The organism is Peribacillus sp. SIMBA_075 (assembly GCF_046534585.1).
In genome coordinates this window covers 1-24,304 of the sequence record NZ_JAWRYN010000020.1, presented here as the reverse complement: position 1 = coordinate 24,304, position 24,304 = coordinate 1, and the positions used below count along the sequence as shown (strand labels likewise).

28 protein-coding genes and 3 pseudogenes are annotated in these 24,304 nt (G+C 33.8%); 10 read left to right on the top strand and 21 right to left on the bottom strand.

What is annotated here, in order from left to right; translation table 11 throughout:
• Positions 1-81: 81 nt before the first annotated feature.
• The 4 genes and pseudogenes from SB775_RS15495 to SB775_RS15475 all read right to left on the bottom strand — a co-directional run bounded on the left by SB775_RS15495 (position 82) and on the right by SB775_RS15475 (position 1,809).
• The gene (locus SB775_RS15495) at positions 82-219 is read right to left on the bottom strand and encodes a hypothetical protein (RefSeq protein ID WP_167555975.1); all 138 of its coding nucleotides are present in this window, start codon (positions 217-219) and stop codon (positions 82-84) included.
• A gap of 129 nt (positions 220-348) precedes the next feature.
• A pseudogene (locus SB775_RS15490) lies at positions 349-772 on the bottom strand (terminase large subunit); the annotation flags it as partial.
• A 195-nt stretch (positions 773-967) separates the two neighbouring features.
• Positions 968-1,123 carry a hypothetical protein gene (locus SB775_RS15485; RefSeq protein WP_318687962.1) on the bottom strand — a complete coding sequence of 52 codons (156 nt, stop codon included), beginning with the start codon at positions 1,121-1,123 and terminating at the stop codon, positions 968-970.
• A gap of 281 nt (positions 1,124-1,404) precedes the next feature.
• Positions 1,405-1,809 (bottom strand): DUF1259 domain-containing protein, encoded by a 405-nt coding sequence (locus SB775_RS15475; RefSeq protein ID WP_318687964.1) that lies wholly within the window; start codon positions 1,807-1,809, stop codon positions 1,405-1,407.
• Positions 1,810-2,895: 1,086 nt separating this feature from the next.
• Between SB775_RS15475 and SB775_RS15470 the strand changes: the two genes are divergently transcribed.
• The 3 genes from SB775_RS15470 (at position 2,896) to SB775_RS15460 (ending at position 4,051) form a co-directional block, all read left to right on the top strand.
• Positions 2,896-3,522: a hypothetical protein gene (locus SB775_RS15470; protein ID WP_410862140.1), complete on the top strand. Its 627-nt coding sequence runs from the start codon at positions 2,896-2,898 to the stop codon at positions 3,520-3,522.
• 13 nt (positions 3,523-3,535) lie between these two features.
• On the top strand, positions 3,536-3,796 hold the full coding sequence (locus tag SB775_RS15465) for a hypothetical protein (protein WP_410862105.1): 261 nt from the start codon (positions 3,536-3,538) through the stop codon (positions 3,794-3,796).
• A gap of 69 nt (positions 3,797-3,865) precedes the next feature.
• Complete coding sequence (locus tag SB775_RS15460; RefSeq protein WP_410862104.1) at positions 3,866-4,051, top strand: hypothetical protein; 186 nt, start codon at positions 3,866-3,868, stop codon at positions 4,049-4,051.
• A gap of 662 nt (positions 4,052-4,713) precedes the next feature.
• On the opposite strand, the gene SB775_RS15455 is transcribed toward SB775_RS15460, so the two are convergent.
• The 3 genes and pseudogenes from SB775_RS15455 to SB775_RS15445 all read right to left on the bottom strand — a co-directional run bounded on the left by SB775_RS15455 (position 4,714) and on the right by SB775_RS15445 (position 6,837).
• Entirely contained in the window at positions 4,714-5,487 is a 774-nt protein-coding gene (locus SB775_RS15455) for a TraX family protein (RefSeq protein WP_318687969.1), read from the bottom strand.
• A gap of 86 nt (positions 5,488-5,573) precedes the next feature.
• Positions 5,574-6,029: a hypothetical protein gene (locus SB775_RS15450; protein WP_410862103.1), complete on the bottom strand. Its 456-nt coding sequence runs from the start codon at positions 6,027-6,029 to the stop codon at positions 5,574-5,576.
• A gap of 263 nt (positions 6,030-6,292) precedes the next feature.
• Positions 6,293-6,837, bottom strand: a pseudogene (locus SB775_RS15445) (ETX/MTX2 family pore-forming toxin).
• 1,227 nt (positions 6,838-8,064) lie between these two features.
• Between SB775_RS15445 and SB775_RS15440 the strand changes: the two are divergent.
• Positions 8,065-8,400 (top strand): annotated as a pseudogene (locus SB775_RS15440) (helix-turn-helix domain-containing protein); the annotation flags it as partial.
• Between the two features lie 125 nt (positions 8,401-8,525).
• Here the strand turns inward: SB775_RS15440 and SB775_RS15435 are convergent.
• Positions 8,526-10,043, bottom strand: coding sequence for a COG4705 family protein (locus SB775_RS15435; RefSeq protein ID WP_410862102.1), 1,518 nt, complete (start codon positions 10,041-10,043; stop codon positions 8,526-8,528).
• 721 nt (positions 10,044-10,764) lie between these two features.
• Here SB775_RS15435 and SB775_RS15430 point away from each other — a divergent pair.
• From SB775_RS15430 to SB775_RS15410, 5 genes are all read left to right on the top strand, one after another.
• Positions 10,765-10,977, top strand: a complete 213-nt coding sequence (locus SB775_RS15430) for a hypothetical protein (protein ID WP_410862101.1) — start codon at positions 10,765-10,767, stop codon at positions 10,975-10,977.
• A 5-nt stretch (positions 10,978-10,982) separates the two neighbouring features.
• Positions 10,983-11,219, top strand: coding sequence for a hypothetical protein (locus SB775_RS15425; RefSeq protein WP_410862100.1), 237 nt, complete (start codon positions 10,983-10,985; stop codon positions 11,217-11,219).
• Between the two features lie 544 nt (positions 11,220-11,763).
• Positions 11,764-12,309 (top strand): hypothetical protein, encoded by a 546-nt coding sequence (locus tag SB775_RS15420; RefSeq protein WP_377387462.1) that lies wholly within the window; start codon positions 11,764-11,766, stop codon positions 12,307-12,309.
• 52 nt (positions 12,310-12,361) lie between these two features.
• Complete coding sequence (locus SB775_RS15415) at positions 12,362-12,613, top strand: hypothetical protein (protein ID WP_289320636.1); 252 nt, start codon at positions 12,362-12,364, stop codon at positions 12,611-12,613.
• A 116-nt stretch (positions 12,614-12,729) separates the two neighbouring features.
• A complete protein-coding gene (locus SB775_RS15410; protein ID WP_410862099.1) occupies positions 12,730-12,984 on the top strand; it encodes a hypothetical protein in 255 nt (84 codons plus the stop codon).
• A 154-nt stretch (positions 12,985-13,138) separates the two neighbouring features.
• Here SB775_RS15410 and SB775_RS15405 read toward each other — a convergent pair whose 3' ends face one another.
• The 5 genes from SB775_RS15405 to SB775_RS15385 all read right to left on the bottom strand — a co-directional run bounded on the left by SB775_RS15405 (position 13,139) and on the right by SB775_RS15385 (position 16,402).
• Positions 13,139-13,480: an S-Ena type endospore appendage gene (locus SB775_RS15405; protein WP_289320638.1), complete on the bottom strand. Its 342-nt coding sequence runs from the start codon at positions 13,478-13,480 to the stop codon at positions 13,139-13,141.
• 28 nt (positions 13,481-13,508) lie between these two features.
• Positions 13,509-13,838, bottom strand: coding sequence for an S-Ena type endospore appendage (locus SB775_RS15400; RefSeq protein ID WP_289337819.1), 330 nt, complete (start codon positions 13,836-13,838; stop codon positions 13,509-13,511).
• 274 nt (positions 13,839-14,112) lie between these two features.
• Positions 14,113-14,688, bottom strand: a complete 576-nt coding sequence (locus SB775_RS15395) for an S-Ena type endospore appendage (RefSeq protein WP_410862098.1) — start codon at positions 14,686-14,688, stop codon at positions 14,113-14,115.
• A 459-nt stretch (positions 14,689-15,147) separates the two neighbouring features.
• Complete coding sequence (locus SB775_RS15390) at positions 15,148-15,729, bottom strand: cupin domain-containing protein (RefSeq protein WP_410862097.1); 582 nt, start codon at positions 15,727-15,729, stop codon at positions 15,148-15,150.
• 112 nt (positions 15,730-15,841) lie between these two features.
• The gene (locus tag SB775_RS15385) at positions 15,842-16,402 is read right to left on the bottom strand and encodes a LysM peptidoglycan-binding domain-containing protein (RefSeq protein WP_410862096.1); all 561 of its coding nucleotides are present in this window, start codon (positions 16,400-16,402) and stop codon (positions 15,842-15,844) included.
• Positions 16,403-16,641: 239 nt separating this feature from the next.
• Here SB775_RS15385 and SB775_RS15380 point away from each other — a divergent pair, with 239 nt between their 5' ends.
• Positions 16,642-16,854 (top strand): major tail protein, encoded by a 213-nt coding sequence (locus SB775_RS15380; protein ID WP_410862095.1) that lies wholly within the window; start codon positions 16,642-16,644, stop codon positions 16,852-16,854.
• Between the two features lie 298 nt (positions 16,855-17,152).
• On the opposite strand, the gene SB775_RS15375 is transcribed toward SB775_RS15380, so the two are convergent.
• From SB775_RS15375 to SB775_RS15340, 8 genes are all read right to left on the bottom strand, one after another.
• Positions 17,153-18,064, bottom strand: coding sequence for a DMT family transporter (locus tag SB775_RS15375; protein WP_410862094.1), 912 nt, complete (start codon positions 18,062-18,064; stop codon positions 17,153-17,155).
• Complete coding sequence (gene hemA, locus SB775_RS15370; protein ID WP_410862093.1) at positions 18,061-19,293, bottom strand: 5-aminolevulinate synthase; 1,233 nt, start codon at positions 19,291-19,293, stop codon at positions 18,061-18,063. The genes SB775_RS15375 and hemA overlap by 4 nt, the downstream gene beginning before the upstream one ends.
• Before the next feature lie 452 nt (positions 19,294-19,745).
• Complete coding sequence (locus SB775_RS15365; RefSeq protein ID WP_410862092.1) at positions 19,746-20,189, bottom strand: Clp protease ClpP; 444 nt, start codon at positions 20,187-20,189, stop codon at positions 19,746-19,748.
• The gene (locus SB775_RS15360) at positions 20,179-21,231 is read right to left on the bottom strand and encodes a phage portal protein (protein WP_410862091.1); all 1,053 of its coding nucleotides are present in this window, start codon (positions 21,229-21,231) and stop codon (positions 20,179-20,181) included. The genes SB775_RS15365 and SB775_RS15360 overlap by 11 nt, the downstream gene beginning before the upstream one ends.
• 321 nt (positions 21,232-21,552) lie before the next feature.
• Entirely contained in the window at positions 21,553-22,074 is a 522-nt protein-coding gene (locus tag SB775_RS15355) for a VanZ family protein (RefSeq protein WP_410862090.1), read from the bottom strand.
• A gap of 132 nt (positions 22,075-22,206) precedes the next feature.
• Positions 22,207-22,620, bottom strand: coding sequence for a hypothetical protein (locus tag SB775_RS15350; protein WP_410862089.1), 414 nt, complete (start codon positions 22,618-22,620; stop codon positions 22,207-22,209).
• A 204-nt stretch (positions 22,621-22,824) separates the two neighbouring features.
• A complete protein-coding gene (locus tag SB775_RS15345) occupies positions 22,825-23,007 on the bottom strand; it encodes a hypothetical protein (protein WP_410862088.1) in 183 nt (60 codons plus the stop codon).
• Positions 23,007-23,960, bottom strand: coding sequence for a terminase TerL endonuclease subunit (locus tag SB775_RS15340; protein ID WP_410862087.1), 954 nt, complete (start codon positions 23,958-23,960; stop codon positions 23,007-23,009). The genes SB775_RS15345 and SB775_RS15340 overlap by 1 nt, the downstream gene beginning before the upstream one ends.
• Positions 23,961-24,304 lie beyond the last annotated feature (344 nt).

The window sequence follows — 24,304 nt, the reverse complement described above, 5'->3', positions numbered from 1 at the left end:
AAAATTCAGAGATTGGAATTTCCTTCTTCCACTAACCTGCCCCGTTTGTGCCATAAGAGAAAACTGTTAGTTAAAGAACATTTATTTCTTATCTCTAATTTCTTCTAAAATTTCTATTACACGATTGTTTTGTTTTTCTATATTCTTTAATCTTTTTTCAATAATACTTGAAGAAAAAAATACAATAAGTATAAGAGCTATCCCAACAAATAATTCCATATTTCTCCTCCGATAAATTCGTTGTTTATGTTTAAGAGTATAATTTCTTTAGTTTTCCAGATCCATTATGCAACTAACCTACCCCGAAAGTTCAACAAGATAATCAACATCATCCTTTTACAGAGCCTATTAATATTCTATATCAAACACTAAAAAGTCCACATCATCAACTAGTATTTGATCAGCTTGCCACAGAGCGCAGACAAAAGCTGAAAATCCATCTGTCTTTCTTCTAACTTCATCTTTTTTGACAAAGTCTTTACTTCCATCATTTTTAACTTTTACAACAATGTTATTTGTGTTCACCTCATGGATTATCTCCAAAAATAATACGTTTTTAGGCAAACTGGATTTCAATTCTAGGAGCAAGTTTTGCATAGATTGCATGAGGGTTTTGTATATATAAAACTTTGAACCCCGCTTCTTCTAATGCTTGTTTTACAATATCCAGACGGAACGTATCTCCAACAATAGTATTTAGCCCGTATTTCTCTCTCATTTCACAAAAGTAATTGACCATATAACTGATATCAATAACGGGTTCATCCAATAACAGATCCAATATTCATCCATAATTGTGTCGAACAGTTCTTCAGCATATGGGCTCCTTGGCTGACTAAACATAGGATTTGCCATGAAAGTAACATTAATTTAGAGGCCTGGTTAAATAAATCTAAAGTCCTAACTCTTCGACTCTTTATGAACTCACCTTTCTTACCCAAAATAAAAACACCGCGGGAAACGGTGTTTAACTAGGATCGTTCTCATCAAAAGACAAAGTAGTTACTTCCGTGTAATCGCCTTTGTCAATCTCTTCTTTAGTAGCATCTCTTTTCAATTCATCTTCTGTATTAATTCCTTCTGCAATTGTAGGTTCAACAGATGAGCGATTTTGTTTTTTCATTAGCACACTCCTTTCAAAGTTATAGTGCCCAGGCATTATTCATTCAATCCTCCATCAGTAAAAAGTTATATGATCTATTACAACGATTATCGAGGGCATTGGAACCTAAAAAGAATGCCCCCTGCAAAATACAGACAGCATCTCCTTCAAGTTGCCTAGCTTTTTTAAAAATGTCCTTTACAAAGGGTACACTTCAAACGGTCTTTTGAATCTTTATAGACCGAAACACCCGTTCCATAAGACATTAACTTATATCATCTACTGATTAAATTTTTTTCAACTTAATCTCTTAAGACCTTGAATGCTTCTCGAATTTTCCGAGCAAATTCCAGTGGTGGTTCGATTGATTCAAAATGCATATACATGGCTCTAGGATTTTCAAACAACCAGTGATTATGAACTGCTGTTACAATAATATCCCTTTTTCTTAATTCTGTTAACAATGGATTTATCTCTTCTTGGAGTAGTACTGTTTCCCCTAGATTTAGTGCATTTCCTTTACTATCTAAATTCTCAAAGCTGAAAAATTGAGGGTTTACTAACGGTGAATTAGTTCGCCTTCCAAGTATTCTAAAGGGGATGTCTCTAAATCTTTGAACCAGACATACTCCATTCATTAAACTTGCATCACCGTCAAGAATCCTTGCAAACTCACTGCATAAATCCCTTTTCGAGTCCCTGCTCATAATATTCCACTCCTTATCATAAAATCATTTGTTTTTTAGAACATGGTTTTATCGTATGCTGGTGAATTATTTAAGATTGGGCAAATTTAAACCAAAATATAGGCGGTGGCGGAACTCGTGGTGTTATCCACAGCTTAATTAAAGATTCAAGGCTGCTGCTAAAAGATGACTTCGGCAATGTAATCCGGGGTCATCTTTTTTTAAGCTCCGATTATTTATTTCCTCATAATAGTCCTTAATTACCGTAGCATCATGAAAGGCATTATGTTTCACTCCATCTCTTCCAGCAAGTCTTCACGAATAATATCAGTATCAATTCCCTTTACCTTAAACAAGGTACAAATATCAAATCAATCCCTTCACTAATGAGAAGGGATTATCCTTACAGGTGTGAGATACTTTACCGTTTCAATTTCACCTTCCTTCACTTCTTTTACCAATTCGATCATGTTACGTTTTAAATTTGCCATTTCAAAACATCCCTTCATTTTTTAAGTTAGTCTTTGATAAACATTAATGTTGTTTTTGAACAAATAAAAAGAAACCACTTATTATTGTGGTCTTCTTTAGTGCAACCTATGGAACTAAGCACCCGATATGAAGAAGGTTTTTAACCCCCCCTTTTTTTCCAATTTCTTCAATCATTAATTTCGGATAACTCTATAGGTCAAAGCTTTCTGAGTCTACATCAGAATTGATTTGTAAAACAGCAAACCGCCTATATTTAGTAGAGATAAGCTCTTTAAAAACTAAAATACATAAACTATGAAGAATAAATAATTAGCCTCACAATACTTGGCAACAGTGGCACCAAATGTATCCAAATAGAGCGTGGTAAATTAGGTGAAATCTCGAGGTGAATCAAAACAAAAGGGAAAAAGAAAGAACCAAAAGATAAAATACTAGCCTTAAAGGCTAAAAGGTTGCCATCAAGGCAACTATGTCCAAGCTAGCTTATTCCTTTTCTAAATAGTATTAAAAAAAGGAGATGAGAAAGTGAGTAAAAATAAGGATAGCTCTTCACGCAAGGATGAAGTGAAAGTGAGCAAAAAAAAGGATAGCTCTTCACGCAAGGATGAAGTGAAAGTGAGTAAAAATGAGCATAGCTTTTTACGCAAAGATGAAGCAAAAATAGGATCGGCACACCAAGAGTGTATTGACCGTGCTTATCGTATTCCCATATTTTTAAGTACGACAACTCATTTAAATGATAACCAACAACAGTTTCTAAACCGTCTAATTTTTGAGATTGAGAATGCTTTGCTTTTTCCACGTACATTACCTTTAAGCGAAAGTTATCCCGAATCCATTTTAACCGATATTCGTCGGTTAGTTTCATCAAGCTATGGAATGTTGGCAGTAAACCTCCGTCGTTTTCAAATTAAGACAGTTGGCGTCAATGAGGGACCTCTTCCACCATCCACTCCGTTCTGGGAAGGATCAGTTTATTCACAAGTAGAACCTTCAATGGCTTTTCAATTTGGTCTACCCTTATTATTAGTAAGGGAAGAAGATACTGACGCAAATAATGGAATTTGGGCAGGAGGAATTGCCCCACTCAACCTATTTATAGTTTGGCATTCTGAAACTCAAACTGTAGATCAATTCTTTAGCACTCCTGAATGGAGATCAGCCTTTGCAAATTGGAGTGCACAAGTAAGAAATGCTTTTTATATTCAGACAGAGCCTAAGTTCAAGTACAGTTGTAAATGATAAACTGGTACTTTTGCATAAAGTCGAAAATATACAAGGTTTTGTTCACCTTTATATATTTTCGACTTATTCACATAAAAACAAATATTTTCATTTGGTTACCAATTACAAAATTGAACCAAAAACAAAAAGATTTACTTCATTAAAAAAACAGCCTTTAATGAAAGTAATTCCCCAGTTGAAAGAAATGTCAAGGACAGTGAATATTCAGGCAGGTATTCCAGTAGGGACTGGTAAAGACGGGAAAATCGTTGAAACTCTTCAGTTAGCTTAGAAGATGACATAACAAATCACCCTACCGAAGATAATGACTTTAATCCTCAATTTAGTGGTCAACGAGCATATGGGAACCGATATTAAAGACGATAAAATTGTTATCCTTACACTTTCCGGTAGTGAAAACCTCACTGCTAAGATGACAGCCAATGGATTATTAGAAGATAACAATCAAGTATTTCAAAGTTTGTTTGAAAATGGAGACGTAGAAGAAGCTGCTCTATTTTGGCAACTCCCTATTAGGATTCAATAGGAAACACATCAGATAAAAATGTCTAAAAATTACACTAACTCGAAATTCATTTGAAGATATAAACTGGGAAGATTTCGATTATCATAATTATGAGTTTGTTACAGATGATTATATTGAAATGGTCCAGTTTCCAAAATAGTATTAACATCTTCCAAATATATCTCAGAATGTAGGAATAAAACTATGAACATTATAATAAAAGTATACTTACATACCAAAGAAACTAATTTCTTAAAGAGTTGAAGTTTCTCAATTCTAAATTCAGATTTCAAGAAAGAACCTGATTGGACATCCACAGTTGCTGCATATGTATGGATCCAGCAATAGGGAAATGGGTTCTAGTATGGATTTCCTTATAAAACCAAGTGATTTTTAACGAAGACAATGACATTACTGAGTTGGTTAGAAGGTAGACCTATTAAAACAAAAAACAGGCCCCTCTCACACGAGAAAGGCTTTGAGCTTAAAAAGTATCCTAGAGGATTAGCACCATAATATTATAGTATCCATTCAATTACTTTTTCTTCATCCTTATAGAAGGGGTCGCACCATCGGTAGCAACAACAAAACGTGAATATCATACGTTTTCAAGACCTAAATTATAAAATTCCTTAAAAATAAAGAATAGTTTCTAATTAGCTAAAATTTTATCTATAAACATTTTAACGGAGATTTATCCCGATCAAAAAAAGAATTATAATATGAATAGGATAGAAGAAATAAAAGAAATATTTTAATCCAGTACCTTTTTTCCCATTGTAGAGTAATAATAGTGGTAGTGCAGAAATCATCATCCATTGGTAATCACTAAACGGAAATAAATGATTTATAATACCGTCCTTGACTACTCCCCATTTAGCGTAAGCAGTAAAGATAATCAAATGAAAAATGATATATACAATAGTAATTCCTACTTTACTTCTACTTAAATAAAGTAGAATACCCAGCAATACAAAGAAAATACCACCCTCAACAAAGAATATATTTCCTAATATTGCTCCATAAAATAAATGGTCTGCTTGAAAATTAATCACTATAATCTCTGAAAAAAGTACACATAAGATAGTACTAATCAGTTGCCATAAAATAAAGTACACATATAGTTTTACCTGTCTTTTATCCAATAAATAAATTACTAGAACAATTACAAATAAAGTTGCAAAGAAATTGTTTGTGATAATGACCCCTGTATGGCTATAGGCAATGTTAATTCCTAAATTAATAAAGGCCATACCAACTCCTGAAAAATACAAACGTAACATGTATTTCTTTCTGTTAGATGTATGTTTGTATCCTAAAACAACACAATATATGAAAATTGGGATAGCCAACCTGCCAATCCATCTAAAATATTCTGGAGTATCAGGGATGAATTGCCCGGTATGATCAATAAACATAGAAACTAATGCAATTAGTTTAAGTAGTGTAGTAGTCATTTGAATACTCCCCATTTTGCTTGATGTAAAAAGACTAAAAGCATCAACAAAAGACACTTCTAGTCTTTCAGGTTTTTAATATGTATTTATTCTACATATCCGCTAAAATTACTTGGAGCTTCAAATTTAATGTAGTATAGTCCATTTTTATCTAAATCAGATGGAAATGCAGTTAATGTCGATCCTGAACTTAAAGTATAAGACCATACAGTAAAAATACTTGTGTTTTTATACATTTTTAAGGTTAATTTCGAAGAATGGTTATTCTTTACACTTACCTTAACTTGGGATTTCCCTGTAAAATACTTATTTGTGTATAAATTTGATCCTTGAGCAGAACCGGAAAATGTCATTCTTCCGCTCTTTACTAAATTATGAGAGGAAGATGGAGTACTAGTTCCAAAAACAGTAATTCCCCCGCCTTCATTAACAGGTGATTCAGTTGTTAAACCAATACTTTCTCCTTCTTCCGCAAACGCAACAGTACTACTAAACATTAAAACTACTAACATAATTGATAAGAAACCTAGTTTTGAAATCATTCCAAAAACCCCCTATTTTTATCTTGACAACAAAACCCATATTACCCTATTTTTCCTATTATTTAAAATTATTTCAATATATTACAATCCACTTGCAATTTCTTTCTATTAAATAGGTACTCTCCTAGAAAATTCGAACAGCATCTTATTTTTCTGCTTTTTTAACTTCTGGCTTAACTTGAAATGTGTAACCTTTATCTATGTATCTTCCCTTTTTATCAATTGGCTTTACATCTACTGAGAATTCTGTACCTACTTCTGCTTCAAGTACCTTTGCCGATTAAGTTTATTGTGTTATCTGAGTTTACAGATAAGTCTGGAAGTTTTTCGAAATTTTTAGCATACTTAACTGTACTATCTATAGAACCGCTATGCATATAAGCCTTTCCATACTTTTCACCAGGTAAAGGGGCATAGACGTGATTCCAAGAATTAACCATTCCTGACATTTTAGTCATGAGATTCACTTTTCCTGAAGCCTTAACTTTCTTCAAAATTACAATTACTTTTATAGAGGAATGTGGCTTAACTTTAATATTTTGTGGGGTAGCTGTATAAGTATAACTTTCTGTTTTGTCTCACTACCTGTTTGAGAAAAATTATATTCTAAAGACACTTCTTGCGATAATTCCCCTATTGGCATAGATATCTTTCCAGTTGTTTTTTCTCCTACTTTAAATCCATGTGTAGTAGAAGTAGTAACATCTGTAATAGTTTTTGAGAAACTATTTGTAGATAAAGTTTGTTCTTCATCTAAGTAGTTGGTTAAAGTTGTCTTTCCTACTAATAGATCACTTACATTGCTAATGTTAGGTGTACCGTCTGCCGATCCTGAATTATAATAAAACTCAATATCACTAAAATTTTATTTACTTCCAACCGAATATTCATATTCTCGCTGACTATCTAAATGCTTTCCATAAACTATTTAAGCTTCAGTCAAAGGAGTTGCCCAGTCTTTTATTGCTTTTGCTTCACCCATAAATTTTTCATTAGTTGAATTTTGTTGAATTTTATCAGGTTGAGCAGCACCTGCCAATTCTGGAGAGGCTGTCGAAAATGTCGCTCCAATAGATGCGATTGCACCAAGAGCTAAAATTTTTCTTCCTAATTTTTTTTATTATTTTTCATACGACCAACCTTCCTTTAAATGGTTTTTTTGTCTCTATAAAACATCCTTTCTATAAAATGCATTACGTAAATATTGTATCGGAAATTTTGATGTATTATTTAGTTGGTTTTGTGAGATTATACTGATAATTTAATATTCTTTGGAATTTTCCGATTTCCGTTACATCCTGTTTTAAGAGTCTGTCCCAAAGCTGTAATTAAGGAATTGAATAAATAGTGAAAGGCAGAAACGTTGATTTAACAACATTTCCCCTCTTCAATTTTGCTTATTTTACTTTAAAAAGGACATATGAGACAGCCCCTCTTACTGATTTCACACGTAATTTTTGACCGACATATTTTATCGATGTTTGTTAAACTATTCCAAGTTTTAATTTGAGATGCGGAGCTTCCATATTTTGTAGCTAAAGCTGATACGGTATCGCCACCTTTAACAGTGTAATATTTTTTAGTACCATTTGTTGTTGAAGTGGTAGCTGATCCAGTGACTTTAAGTTTCAGACCGATATTAATTTTGTCCGGTTTTTTAATTCTGCTAAGACTAACAAGAGATTTTACGGTTGTATTATAATTTTTTGCAATCAAGCTAAGTGTGTCGCCTTTTTTCACAGTATAAGTTGTTGATGTTCGCGTTCCCATGGGTGAACTTGTGTGCGGAACATATCTTCGACTTTCGTTTTTTTTCAAAAAGATACATAAAGGCTTATTTAATAAGGTTTTCTATAACCTGTATACACCTTCCTTTTAGGTTATTTCACCTTTTTATTTTTATTTGGTGGTCAGAATGTGGTCATTTTTTCATTGAAATACATTCATTCTTTTTCATCTATAAGGGAAAATCAGTACAACTTGTAGACCTCGGCATGATCCGCCAAGTACCCATGAAAAGAAAAAAAGATACTCCGAAAATCCTTTAAAACAAGCAAATTTTGTTGCTCATTGGGTTCCAGGTCCATTTAATAATCTAGTAAGTTCATTCTACGAAAAAGCTGAAACTATACAGGAATTTTGGAAGGTAATTAAACAGTGTAATAGAGTGGTTGATTATTCCACTAACAAAAGAGCATTCACAAGGGCACAGGAAATAGAAATCGGCACCAAAGCATTCAAGGAATGTGTGATGAAGGTGAAAAGCGGAGTGAATATGCGTAAAGGACCATTTGCTTACTTCAACGGTATTGTGAATAAGCTTATGAACGATCTTTACTTTGATGCTGATTTTATGGACAATCTTAATTAATCGCAGATAAGGTTTTACCTGGCCATGGATCTTACAATTTTATTTTCTTGTTGTACTATCGGGGCAGTTAAGTTTAATAAAGGTTCTATTTAAAAAGGAACCGCGATTGGCGATTCCTAAGATTATTATTTATTTACTGCGTTTATGGTACTAAGTGAATTGTTAAGTGCTGTTTTACACTTGTTTACATCAGGGTTCGATGAACGAACTGCTGCTAATACAACATCAATTGTTCCATCAATTTTTGTCCATGTAGCGCCATCGATTTTTCGAAGCTTAGGTTCCTGTGTGTCCCATTGATGTTCTAATTCATCTGCCCCTTGTTTCGCTGAAGCAAAGTCATTTTTGTTTACAGCGTTTCGTATATCATTTTCGATTTTTGCAAAATCGTTTAACTGTCCAGATAATGTAGTTTGTGAGGCACCAGACTTTGATGTTGCTTTATTTGCACCTTTTAAGACACTAAGTGAATTAGTAAGTGCTGTTTTGCTTTGATTAATATCAGGTTTTGAAGAACGAACCGCTGCTAGCACAGAGTCAATTGTTCCATCAATTTTTGTCCATGTAGTGCTATCAATTTTTCGAAGCTTAGGTTCTTGTGTATCCCACTGATGTTCCAAATTATCCGCGCCTTTTTTTGCTGAAGCAAAGTCGTTTTTATTTACAGCGTTTAGCATATCATTTTCAATTTTAACAAAATCATTTAATTGACCTGCTAATGTAGCTTGCTCCGCAGCACCTTGTGATGCAATATTATTACTGCGCCAGTTATAACCACCTATACCCACAACTAAGAAAATTACGAGTACAACAATCGTTTGTGTTAGCACATGTTTCTTATTTGCATTACTTTGGTTTGTTTCAGCCATATCACTTTTAGCATTTGTATCAATTTTTGAAACGGCAAGGAAAACGATGATTGCTAAAATAGCGATAAGAAAAATCACACTCGTAACGGTTGTACCGAGTCCTAATCCGCCATTTACTTTTGGTTGAGATAGGTAATCTCCAATTGACGCTCCAAGCGGACGAGTTAAAATATACACAATCCAGAAAGCTAATACTCCGTCAAGTTTCAAAAATTTATAAGCTAAGAACACAAGAGCAATAATAATAACAACGCCTATTCCTGTGTTAAGATAACCAAAACCAAGTTGTTCCGAATATAAATCGCCGACCGCTGTTCCAAGTGCAAAGGTGAAAAGGACCGTAAGCCAGTAGAAAACTTCTCTTTTTCTAGTAAAAATCGAGTGGATCGATAGTGTTTTTTCACTAAGATACCAAAATAGAAAAGTCAGTCCTAGTAACACCGAGAATACAGCTGTACTAACCTCAAGTGGTACGCCCATATTATCTGTCAAATTATCCGTTACCAGTGTTCCAAATACGCTTATAAGAACAACCGTTACCCAGTAAATGGCTGGAACATATTTGTTTGCTTTAAATTGAACAAACAATGCAATAAAAAACGCAACACCCATAATAATGGTAGTAAGAGTTAAACCCAGTCCAATGGTGAAATTGATGTAATCAGCAAATGTTTCACCAACAGTTGTACACAAAACTTTGATGATCCAAAAGAAAATCGTCACTTGTGGCACTTTGTTAAGTGAAATTTTCATTTCATTTTGGTTTTCTTGCATATATAATTTCCTTTCATTAAAGTGGTTTCCCACAACTTAATTTTATTTCTCTCTCTAAATAAGGATTCCCATTCAAATCCAAGTTATTCATAAAGGAAGTCTGCGCTGTTTCTCCCACAGTGGTTGCCATAATCTTGACGATTCCAAAAAATATGGTGACTTGTGATTCTTTGCTTATCATTTACCGACTTGAAGGTTGGACCATTTCAGTTTGTTCAGATAATGCTAAGTTTTCTTTAAAGGAACTCATCTCCTTTTTGGAAGTAGTCATTGTTACAAAGCAATTTCCATCTCTTATTTTCATTAGAAATGATGTTAGTCTCTATTATATTAGAAATGGGGGGGGCAATTTATTAAAAACTGATTAAAATTAACTTAAGTGTCTATTAAGTATAAGGGCATTTTCTTATTTTACATACGGTATTGCCACAGTCATATAGGCTTTTAGAAAAACGAGAAAAGTTAAGAAAAGATTAATGCGCTTGGGTCATTTGTTTTATTTTTTATTTTTTTCGGGTTTTCTATTGAAGATGATCCTGTAGTTGAAAAAAGTTCTATTTCAACTGATGGGAAGACACAGACCGAATCAACCAGGGAAGAAGAACTAGAAGAAACAGTTAACAGCATTATTGATAAAAACTATAGCCACACAACTGTTAGCGAAAACTTAGGTCTAAATGATGGGAGTTATATAGTTTTACCATATTTGAAATGGGACGCTATGAACAATGCAAAGAGGACTAAAAATTTAATTGAAATGTATAGTGAGGATTTAGCAGCTAATCTCGCCAAAGAGGACGCTATCAGTGAGATAACAGTTTTCTGGGAAGTACCTTCTCATTTAGAAGGCAAAAATATAGCGAAATTCACTTATAAAAGAAAAGGTGAGAATATGATCATCGGTGAACGTTGGTATGATCCTTCTCTAAGGTAGTAAGAATGAACATTAATATCAAAGTATACTTACACACCAAGGGAACTAATTTCTTTCAGAGTGGAATTTTTTCGGTTCTAATTTCAGATTTCAAGAAAGATCCAGATTGGACATCTGCTATTGCTGCATATGAATGGATTCAACAAATTAATAAGAATATGGGGTCTAGCGTTCGTATTGATCAAGTTGTATATGATGATATTGATATTACGGAGTTAGTTAAGAAGGTTAGACCTAATTAAAACAAAAAACAGGCCCTATCTCAATTTTGAGAAGGGCTTTCATTATCATCAACGATTGCACTAATTATCTCATCAAACTGAATATACTCAAAGCAACTATCTCAGTAATACTAATGCTTTAAAGCACTTTTAATTTTTATTTGGTGGTCAGAATGTGGTCATTTTTTCATTGAAATACATTCATTCTTTTTCATCTATAAGGGAAAATCCGGAAAAATTGAAGACCTTGGCATGAACGCTTCTTTTTAATTATTTATTGATGCAATTCCCAACATAGTACTGAATGGTGCAAAAAGAACGATCTTTGAAAGAACCTTTTTCTTGTTTTTGAATCCGTTATTTTTTCACTGCTACATAAACCCCTGCATCAAATTATGAAAAATAGTTAAATATTTTTCATTGTTGGACAATAAAACAAGCATTTTAAATACGCTCACATACTCTATTGAGTACCGTATTTTAAAAAAATTTCGGTAGTCTTCTATTGATTCCCTTTAACCTTAATTAAGTAAATTACCTAAATTTTCAAGAAGGGGAGATGATAATGAGCAATTGTAATATATGCCCTGAAGAAGTGGAAGTAATCAACACTTTTGAGGACCCAGTAGTAACAGAAGCCTCCCAACCTAGAGCTGCCGTGAGTGGACGCAATTTCTTTTTAACGACTCAACGACAATCAGTCACAAATAACTCTTCACTCTTTTTACAGATTACTAACCCAGTTGGATCAGGTAAAATTCTTCATATGGGGAGAATAGCTGGAACATCAAATTCAAACTTAGTTATTACTCTTAATCGTAATGGTTCATTTGCAGGAGGAACTCCTCTCACGCCAGTCAACGCCAATTTTGCTTCAACGAATACAAGTATCGCTACAGCTAAATTCATAAACCAGGCAGCTGATCCTACAGTAGGAGGCGTTATTTTCCAAGATCTTATTCAACTTGCTACTGGAGGAATGGTAGCAGTTGAATATGAAGGTGACGTTGTTATGCCTCCTGGAACAACGTTTGTTATACGTACACTCAACAATTCTGGTGGTAATAATGTTATATCTATTGATTTTAGTTTTTGGGAGACAACTCATTAATACTTTTAAAGGTATAACGGGAATTAAGTATTAAAGAAAGGAATGATTAAAATTGGCAACAATTCAAACAATAACACTTCCAGCTAATACAGCAACAGTTCTTGTCGAAGGTGACGGACGTAGAGTGTTACTTCAAGGCGGTTTGTATTTTATAGGAGGATCCGATGTCGATTCAGACCATGGAATTTTTCTTTCAGGTGGTCATGAGGTCGTAGACTTAGGGAATGTAGCTTTTGGTGAAACCATCTATGCTTATTCCAATGATAGCAACACTGTAACAGTTTTTTATTATACAACAGTATAATAAAAAACTATCTATTTTCCTTTATTCGAAAAGGTAGAGAATTAAAAGCTACCTTTTCATTTTAGTTTACTTTTTTTATGAATCCTTATTTTTTATAAGAAAGAGTGGAGAAGATAATGGCAGAGATTCAAACAATAACACTTTCAGCCAATACAAGTACTTTACTTGTAAATGGCACTGGCCAAAGAGTATGGATACAAGGTAACTCATTTTATTTAGGTGGATCGGATGTCAATTCGAACAACGGAATTTCCATCCATGGTCATGATAACCTGATAGATTTAGGGAATATAACTTTTGGAGAAAATATCTATGCTTTTTCCAATCATGAAAATACAATAACCGTTTTTTATTATTCGACAGCAGTGTAATATACTTTATGTCACATAAAAAAAGAGAATTTATAAAGGTCTTTTCTATTTGTAAATAAAAAAAAGGTATCTAAATTATGATGATACCTTTTTGACGTTTTATACAAATCTCTAAAAAATCTATGCATCTAGTTCTAGGATATTGAACTCTAAACTAAGCAAGTACACGTTTGTATAGATTTATACAAAATTTCCCACTCGCTCCAGCTGGTACTGTAATAGCAAAATCAGTAGGTTGATCAACAGACTGAGTATCGGAATTTCCTGCAGTAGCACTTAAAGCGCCTGCTGGGGTAGATGTCATCGTCGCAGTTACTGGTGTAGCTGCTGGACTAGAAGCTGAGTTGAAAATTTCAAAAGTTCCTGAAAAATAAGCGCCAGCCGGTGCAGACCATACTGTTGTTGTAGTAGCTGCAGCAGTAGCGTTATTAAAATTACCACTAATGCTTTCTTGAAATATTTGTGCCTGAGGACTACAATTGTCATTAAAACACATTATATGATTCTCCTTTCAATTGATATTTTTACGCTAGAACACGCTTAAATAGGGTAATACAAAACTTCCCACTAGCTCCAGCCCCTGCTGTAATAGCAAAACCAGTAGGCTGATTAACTGATACAGAGTGAGAATTTCCAGGAGTAGCACTTAAAGCACCAGCTGGAGTAACCGTTGCAGTTACTGTAGTCGTACTGGAAGCTGAGTTGAAAATTTCAAAAGTTCCTGAAAAGTAAGCGCCTGCTGGTGCAGACCACACTGTCTCAGCTGCTAAAGGCCCATTAAAATTACCACAAATGCTTTCTTGGAACATTTGCGCGGGAGGACTACAACCTCCGTCTCCATTTAATCCACACATTATGAATTCCTCCAGTTTAATATTAAATAGCTTGTATTAGCCATTCATATTATAGAATGTAAATTTTGTAATCTTGCAACGGTCATGAGTGGAACATGTAAAAAAATATTGTTATTTTTAATAGAATTTATATTCCGTTCAAACTAGAACTGAAATGGAAGACAGTTTCCATAGTTATGAGGAATACTTTAAACTACTGGATTTAATTATTGATTGTTGTAAAAAAATTAACGTTTTCAGTAACTTTTTTTTTTCAGCATTCTATTACATTTTTCTATTTATGTTTTTTATCGTAAAAAACAGGAAAACATACTTCCAAGTTAAATTTCCCTTCAGCTATCCCCTTATTTATCCGAAATGCAATAATCGATTCGGCATCATAAACTGTTGCCGAAAGTGTATTACCAGGAGGAACGGTGAATTCAACTGGACATCCTACATTTGAAATTACGAGAATCTTAATCGATGTAGCACTCATGGCACTATTAAATACAGAGATTGTTACGGTGGTCTTCATCAACATTCTCTCTTTCCAAATCTTTAAATTCGGAACCTGATCGCTTAATAAAAGATTCCCACATGTACTATTGCATACAACTGGTCCTATTGGTTCCGGTCCTGCAGGTACATTTACTTTCACTTTTACCTCAGCTTTACATTTGCATGTACTGTGCCCACAATCTTTACATTTTTTATGAATGCACTTGCATTTTCTATAGCTGCAATCTTTACATTTTTTATGAATGCATTTGCATTTTCTATAGCCGCAATCTTTACATTTTTTATAAACGCACTTGCATTTTCTATGTCCGCAATCTTTACATTTTTTATCTTTTTTATCCTTGCCCAACTTTGATCCTCCTTTTCATAAACATTACTTTATCTTATGAATTTAGAATGTATTGGATTGGACAAATACTTATGAAATGGGCTTTGAAGCGCCATTGTTCCGAATGGGAAAACGGATTGGAAAGTGGTTTATAACGAAGGCAATGATATTAATGAGTTAGGAAAGAAGGTTAGGCCTATTTAAAACAAAAAGCAGGCCCCTCTCAATATAGAGAAGGGCTTTCATTATCCTTAACGATTGCACTAATTATTTCTCCAAATGAATATATTCAAAGGAACTATCTTTCTTTTGAATACGTAACTCTTTCGTGACAGGATGAATGTATCTATCACGAATTGTCCCCATCAGAAAAATCCCTCCATTACATCCATTATACACAAACAAACGTTCCTATTAAAGTCAGAAAAAAATCCCTTCCAAGTTAAGGAGAAGGGTTTGATGATTTTTTTAAGGGTGGTTCTATTGCCATAACCGTTGCCCTTCTTCCGAAGCCAATGCATCTGCTTTGGTAACATGAACAGTACCAAATGGATGGTTAGGAGGAGCATATATCGAATAAAGTTTTAGAGGAGTATTACCTGTATTGGTTACATTATGCCATGTGCCAGCAGGTATCATTATTGCATAATCATCATAGACGTTTCTTACAAAGTTTAAATTATCCTGTCTATTCCCCATTTGAACAACCCCTTGACCTTGTTCAATACGTAAAAACTGGTCAACGTTGGGGTGAATTTCTAAACCAATATCTTCACCAACTTTAAGACTCATCAATGTAACTTGCAAATGTTTTCCTGTCCATAAAGAGGTACGGTAGGTATTGTTTTGTTTCGTAGCCTCATTGATATTCACTACAAATGGTTTTGAACCATAATCTTTTACCTCAATATTATTTCTTCCGTTTGATGATTGTAAAAAACCCAATTGGTTAGCATTATTAACACACCAATAATCAGGATTTCTTACATAGTTATACATTGGTACATTAACATAATAAGGATTTTGATATTGATAGGTATGGATATAAGGAACATAGTACATTTTTCTCAACCCTTCACACAGTTTATAAAATTATCATATGCACCTGTTAATTGAATGTACTTTAAACAGCGCTATAAAAATACCCCTACTCAAATCGAGTAAGGGCTTTTACTTATTTCACACGTAATTTTTGACCGACATAAATTTTATCGATGTTTTTTATACTATTCCAGGTTTTAGATGTGGAACTTCCATATTTTTTAACTAAAGCTGATACGGTATAGCCACCTTTAACAGTGTGATACTTTTTGGTACTATTTGTTATTGAAACCGATCCATTGACTTTCAGTTTCATACCGATATTAATTTTGTCCGGGTTTTTAATTCCGTTAAGACTAACAAGAGATTTTACGGTTGTATTATATTTTTTTGCAATAAAGCTAAGTGAGTCGTTCTTTTTCACAATATAAGTTGTTGATGTATTCTCCGATGGATTATTTGGGTTAACAATATTTACTGTGTCCGTGAAATCCCTATAGGCTAAGTTTAAATCCACCTTAGTACTAATACCATTTACTTTTCCTGTATCAGAATGTTGCCAAATATCTGCACTGCGTCCCAAAGTGCTATTGTATCGAGCAATCCACAAAGCATACTTTTTCAATCTTGATTCATCTAAATGATTTTCAAGAAAGGATTTACCCTGTAAATAGCATAGCTGTGTATCCTGCATCTTCAATAGCTTCTAAAATGCAAGAGCAGCGTCAGTTAGTATCTTTTTATTTGCACCTTCTTATTTTCTTCAAGATAAGAACGGATAATTTAAACGAAAAGAACGGATAGAACCTAAGAAATATGCAGCTTCAGCCGTTGCCTCTGCTACAGTACATAACTTTCTCTAATACCTTTTAACTTTTAATAAAACAACAATAAAATTTAACATAGCCTTATTTTTAAAAATCGTAGTGATTAATGAAAAAAAGTTATAAAGCATCAACTGGTGTGAATGAATTTTATTATGCGGTTTTAACAGATGACGATGACCAATCATTTACGGCTGGTGAAATTACCCGGGTTAAACTTCTGCAAAATATTGAGGTAGAAATGCCGCTAGAAGCAATGAGGGCGGATGTGGAAACGAGTGCACTACGTTCCAATCAACGTTCAAATTGTACAAGGCATTAAAAAAAACACCCCGTAAATATTAGTTTGGTGTCTAACATTTACGGGGCAGATAACTCGATTTTCATCGAGTTTGTCTACAGTCTGACCACTTAATGGGGTCTGCTTTATTACGAAGAAAAGCGATTTTTATTAAAAGAATCTCGCCAAAAAATAATGTATATTGTAAAATTTCATTTGTCTGTGGGCATAATAATCTTTTTAGAATTAGATTGTTCAATTTTATTTTTCTAAAATGACAAACATTTTTTTAAGATTCACCGTGAACTAGGAATATAATAAGGTATTACAGCAAAAAGCCTTATTTGCTAATCGAGTTTTCTTCATTCAAGTTTGTCTTTCCAAAACGCTTGCCTAATCCTAATGCAATAGCGGCACCTAAACAACTGAAAAAACAACCAGCCGCCAAGTAAATGGATGGATCTGAATCACCAATCATTACTGAAGCTATACCTCCAATTGCTGGAAAAAGAGCAACCATGTATCCACTTTTTGCTCCACCTATTTTCTCTACAAGTTTTAGATAGAATAGCCAAGCTCCAAAGGAGGCAAATATAGTTAAATAGAACAGAGCAGATAAATATGAAATAGATGTTGGTAGACTAACCACTTGTCCTTTAATGTACACAATTGCCCATAAAAGGATTCCTCCTGCTGTAAATCCAAGTACATTTGCATAGATAGGGTTTACTTTCTTCTTCGCGTTTCTAGCTGAGCTAGCATCACCTATTGCAGTAAGGATAGTACCAAGTACTGCTATTAGAATACCTTTTATATCATTAAATCCATGAATATTATTTAAACTTGGGTATATAACTATACAAACCCCTAGTACACCAATTATCCCACCTATTAAAATATGTGAATGTAATTGTTCTTTTAAAAAAATACGAAGAGCAATGGGTGTTAAAATAACTTTCAATGAAAATATTAATGTCACCATAGCTGCTGAACTTAAGATAGTCGCGTAATAAAGACATAAATAGCTTAAGGCAAAATTACATATTCCAAACACAATAATAAATGGAACATCCTTTTTCATAGGTTTTCCTTTTGGTTTAAGAATACACAATAGAATGAAAAATAGGATGGCCGACATACTTAAACGATATGATAAAGATAATTCTAAACTCACAGGTGTACCTTGAATTTTAACGGCAATAAAATTAAGCCCCCATACTAATAAACAAAAGATGTACATAAAGTTTGTCATACGTTTACTAAATCTAACTTTTTGGAAAAAGGAATATTAAAATAAGTGAACACTTCTTTTAAAGCAGCTGTTAACTGGGATATCTGGTCTTCAGAGTGGTTAGGTGTAACATTAACTCTAAAACGTTCTGTCCCAACAGCTACTGTAGGAGAATTAATAGGTTGTAGGTATATCTGATGTTCCTCAAGTAATCTTTGAGCTGCTTCCTTACATTTCTTTGCATCTCCAATCAAAACTGGAAGAATATGCGTTTCACTGCATTCCATAATTGGAATACCTGCTTTAGAAAGAAAATCCCTTAAAGTATTTGTCTTTTCTTGCAGAGAGATTCTCTCTTTATCCGACGATATCAAATGTTTAATGCTAGCATGACAAGCAGCTACAACGGCTGGAGGTAAGGAAGTGGTGAAAATGAATCCCGATGCAAAAGAACGAACAGCATCAATTAATGAAGCAGAAGCAGTAATATAACCACCTATTACACCAATTGCTTTTGCCATTGTACCTTGAATGATATCTACTTTGTGAGCAATTCCAAGCTCTGCAGCAATCCCAGCACCTCTAGGTCCATACATACCAATTGCATGGACTTCATCTAGAAAAGTAAGAGCATTATACTTTTTAGCAAGAGCTATAATGTCTTCAATTGGTGAAATATCCCCATCCATTGAGTAAACTGATTCAAATACTATTATTTTTGGACGATCAAGGGGTTGCTTTTCTAGTAATTCTTTTAAGTGTTCCACATCATTATGTTTAAATATAGATTTTTCAACTTTAGTGCTTAGAATTCCATTAATAATAGAAGCATGATTACGTTCATCTGAAAACACCATACAATTTGGAAAAAGTTTTAATAAGCATTGTAGTGTTGCATCGTTTGAACCATAACCTGTGGGGAAAACAAGAGCTGATTCTTTGCCATGCCATTCTGCAAGAGTTTTTTCTAACTGGGCATATTGATAATGAGTTCCTCCAATATTACGAGACCCTCCTGATCCAGCCCCAAACATTCTAATTGCTTCTTGCATTGCATCAGTTACTACAGAGTGCTGAGACATTCCTAAATAATCATTACTACACCATACAACTACAGGTTTTCCATTCTCATCACCGTTTAATTGGGCTAAGGGATATTGACCACTTATACGATTAAGAATGACAAATTTGCGATATTGTCCACTTTCTTTTAGTTTATTTAACTTTTCGTTAATGACCTTCTCATACATCATTTAACCACCTAAAGTAATTTTTGTTTTTTTATCCATTTAATTATTAATTAATTAATAGAACTACATAATAATATTTATAAGTAACTAAATTAACGAATTAATAAAAGAAAAAAATGGAACAACAATAAAATATTACCAAATTAAACAATAATGTCAATATTAAAATATTATTTATAAATAATGAATTACGACTTTTTTTATTGAGTTATTCATATATTTCTTCGAGAAAATACCACGATTGATTGTGGCGTTTCAAAACGTATGTTTTTTTGGTCCGGCCCAAAGCCCAAGTAACAGAAGAGTTTGTAGAATTGTACAATCAATGGAGACAAGGAGGATCATTAAACAAGGGGCAGGTATTATAGAACTACCATGCCCTTAGTTCATAAATCAACAACATCATTTTACAGAGCCTATTAAAATTCTATATTATCCAAAAAAAGTCCACATCATCGATAATTGAATACTTCATAAAGACCAGTACCACTAAGACCTGCGAATGCGCCCGCCCATAGCCTTAAAACAATATCCATATCTGTTTGGCTAACCTTTTCGACATCATCAGCAGCCTTTCGAAGTTTTTTAGCGTCTCCACCTACAAATGTTTGAGCGTTGTGGACCATCAGCATGGTATTTGCATGCGCTCGTATTTTATCAGCACCCATACAAATAACGGATGCAGCACTTGCCGCCATTCCTGTTATCGTCACAGTAACAAGACCTTTATGATCTTTAAGAGTATTACAAATATCAAATCCTAAAAAGGCATCGCCACCGTAAGAATTAACGGATAAATCACTATCCTCCTCTTCTTTTATAGACTTCATTTGATAGTTAAAATCCCAAATACTCGATTTCCAATTGATAATATCACCCTTGATTTTATGCTTCATTTTTCTCACCTTCTTTAAGTGCTTCTGAACTTTCTTGATAGTTTTTTGTGATGAAGTATTTATCCATCATAGGATCGTCCACCCTTTCCAAGCCAAGTTCCTCACGCAGTTCATTTCCGTTTACAGTACCGGATGATCTTAACTTATCGACAGCAGTGGCAACATCAAACATATTGCTATAAGAGACGCGCATGACTTCCATCTTCATTCCTGCCAGGTATTCCTTTTTATCAATCATTTTTGCATTCAGTTCATCTTTAATTTTTTTCAAAAACGGATCAATGCAAAATGTCATGTAATTCCGTGTAGGCTTTTCTACATCAGCCATATCACCATGAAGTAACGAAGCTGGAATACCTAAGGCTTTGGCAACTTGGTTTAGAAAACCATCAATTACCTTGGCGACTTCATCAACATTTTGAAGCTGAGACGTGCTCTTTAATTCCTCTAATTTAAATCCCTTTTGTTGTGGAACAATAGCTACTGACTTGTAGGTAAATGCATTGTATATTTTGTTTATATAATTCTGTAATTTTTCTTGTCCCTTTTCCGACTTATCAGTTATAGCCTCTACATCAACAAGTCCACGTATTTGATTCTTACGTTTCTGAAATTCTATGATCCTGCCAAATAGTTCTCCATAATCGGAATTTAAGCCATCAAACAAAGTTGATAGCTTTTTGTTGCTATATTCCAAATAAATAACATCGTTCATTTGAAATGTTCGAGAAAACGTAAAGTCCTTAATGGTTACATCTTTGAATGAATCATTAACCAGGGCATATTCGACTCGTGTGAATGAGTCAGCAATTAATAGATCTTCGGTATCTGACTGGATAATCAAACACTCATTGTCATAAATCAGCTTATGGACAACAGTCTCCCAAAATTGGCTGGCTGACATGTTCGGGTTCGGTCTGACATTTAACCGGTAGTACATTTCGTCCTTCACAATCTTTTTATCTTTCTTCACATAAAATTCCGATTGGCTGATAGTACGGCCAATCATATTGATACATGTTTGAATGGCCAATTGCTTCATGTGAATTTTCTTGGAAGTATCTTAGATTAAATCAAAATCAAACATAAATTCAAGTTCTTTATTTCTGCATTTCACCAGGTCTAATATTCCCAATAAGGCTTTGTTCATTAATGTCGAATTTTAAACAAATTAAAGAGACCACTAAATTGTGGTCTCCTCTAGTGTTTCTTAATGAATGCAACATATCGTAGACAAATGAATGTTATTATGCTATGCATTACCTATTCGTTAATTCCTTCTTTAGTATCAAAAGTTGATATGCTTGGGAATGGTGTTGTAATGAAAGCATAAGGTGCTTGAATGACTAGTTATTAATGGAGTTTAAGCATTATACATGTGTTTTAATAGTGGATTGAATTTCATATCAAACTTTTTTACAATGAATTTCAATGTAATTTTGAATAGTTTAAATAGTATTAGATAACCCATTAGTGTCCCTAAAAGATTATAAATGATATCATCAATATCGACATATCTAAGCGTATATCCTGCGTATAAAGCAACTAACAGTTGAGTGCATTCTATTGATAATCCCATTAATAAACCTGCTCCAAAGATTTTCTTGAAAGAGGCTTTAATTAAGAAAGGCAGCCCTAAACCAAGTGGTACAGTCATTAAAATATTTAAAAAACTGTCTTTTGTAAATCCATATTGAAAGGGTATGAGATTCATAGTTCTAAAAACGTTTTGCCCGCCAAATATTTCTCTTTGATCATCGTCTTTGTAAATTGGGAATTGGGTTATGTCGATAACGTTACACAGATAGATGTACATAATGGTAAAAAACAACAAATAAGTATAAGTTTTTTTCAACTTAAATTTTAAAATAAGCGCTAAAATCACAAATAAAATCATTAAACAGTAAGTACCAATCCCTCAAAATAAATAGCCATTCTTTTTCTCCCCTAACGTAAAAATAACGAACAAAGAACTTATAAACTAATTATAAGTTCTTTGTTTTTTAAAATTTGAAGGTTAATTAGATATTTTTCCTGAACCTTTAACTGTTCTTCCATCGTCACCTTTCATAATGAGTAGATAATACTTTGAGCCACCACCAAGCCCGGAATATGAACCGGAAAAGTTTTTTGATCCACTAGCATCAGGTGTAGCTGTTACTTTACCAAAACTATTACCTGATGTTTTATTCCATAATTGATAAGTTACTTTGCTGGGAGTAAGTGCACCAGGGCGACTAGAAGATATATAATGAGACCCATCTATTTTTGCTGTTCCCTTATTTAATGTATGATATTCTCCATTTTTACTTCCATCTACAACCGATGCTGACATTGAGAAACCATACGAATTACTGGCGGCTAATGTTGGAACTGCCATTACAAAAGATAATAAAGCGACTATACCAAACGAAAAAATTTTTGTTTTCATAAATAATACCATTCCTTTGTCAAGTAAAATAGATTAGTATATGGCCACAGACTAACAAAATTGTTAACTTTTGTATCATATCACAAATTACAACATTTATGTAGGACTATTTTAATATATATATATATAAACAATTATATTTCTTCAACTACACTGCCCCGATAGTCCCGTAATATAATCAACAACATCCTTTTACAGAGCCTATTAAAATTCTATATCATCTAAGAAAAAGTCCACATCATCGATTAGTATTTGATCAGCTTGCCACAGAGCGTAGACAAAAGCTGAAAATCCACCTGTCTTTCTCCTAACTTCATCTTTTTTGACAAAGTCTTTATTTCCATCATTTTTAACTTTTACAACAATGTTATTCGTGTTCCACCTCATCAATGGATTATCTCCAAAAATAATACGTTTTTGGGCAAAGAGCATTTCAATTCTAGGTGCAAGTTTTGCATAGATTGCATGAGGGTTTTGTATATATATAAAACTTTGAAACCCGCTTCTTCTAATGCTTGTTTTACAATATCCAGACGAAAAGTATCTCCAACAATAGTATTTAACCCGTATTTCTCTCTCATTTCACAAAAGTAATTGACCATATAACTGATATCAATAACGGGTTCATCCAATAATGTAATCAACCCATCCTCTTCCCACTCAAATATTGGAGGTTTTAATTTTGCCTCTTTGATAAAATCACGTCTTGCAAACTGATGGCTTTCCCATGAATAATTTTCACCATCCTTAAATAAAACACCGCATGCTGTAAAGTCTTTTATGAATGAGAAATCAATTGCACCTACACATGTTTTATTTTCTAGTCGATCATATGGAATAGGCTTATTAGTCGCTTGGATATCTTCCCAGGATGCTACCTTAACCGTATTATCTTCTTGAGGAAGATTCATCCTTTTGGCCATGAATTCAGGTAGCCCGGAAGGGTCATCTTCAAGATCCAAATATTCATCCATAATTGTGTCGAACAGTTCTTCAGCATATGGGCTCCTTGGCTGACTAAACATTGGATTTGCCTTTTCCCATAATTCTGATCTTTCAACTTCATCCTTACTGTCCATTTTGAAAATGAAAACAAAACGGTTTTCACGTCTACTTCCGCCTCTTAAGACTTCTAAACACTGTTCAATAAATCTATCAAAAAAACCACTTCGGACATAACCGTTAGTGGATATATAGATTCTTCTTCTATGCTTTACTTTCCCTAAACCAGAGCTTAGCCTATTTATTAGTTTTGTATCTTCATAAATATGCCATTCATCAAAAATCAAACACCCAGGGCGACCTCCATCTTTTGTATCAGCGTTCGAGGTACGAAACATAAACTCAGCTAGAGTAGATTTTAATCACAAGCACCTACATAGTAACTTCATGTTTAGTTCCGCATTTCTTGCATATAAGTGGCTGATAACCAAAACCAGCAGTAGTACTCCTTCCCACTTCTCTCCATGTACTCCCGCAAATTTCACACTTTTGTATGTTCAAAAAAAACACCTCTTTTACAGAGAATCTTAGCATGAACTCTAAACTTATTCTTCAAGAAAAATCCCCCAAAACTTATTCAACTAACCTGCCCCTTTTGTTCCATAAATCGAGTAGGAGGAGGCGCCTAGCCTCCGACCTCTCACACCACCGTACGTACCGTTCGGTATACGGCGGTTCAGTT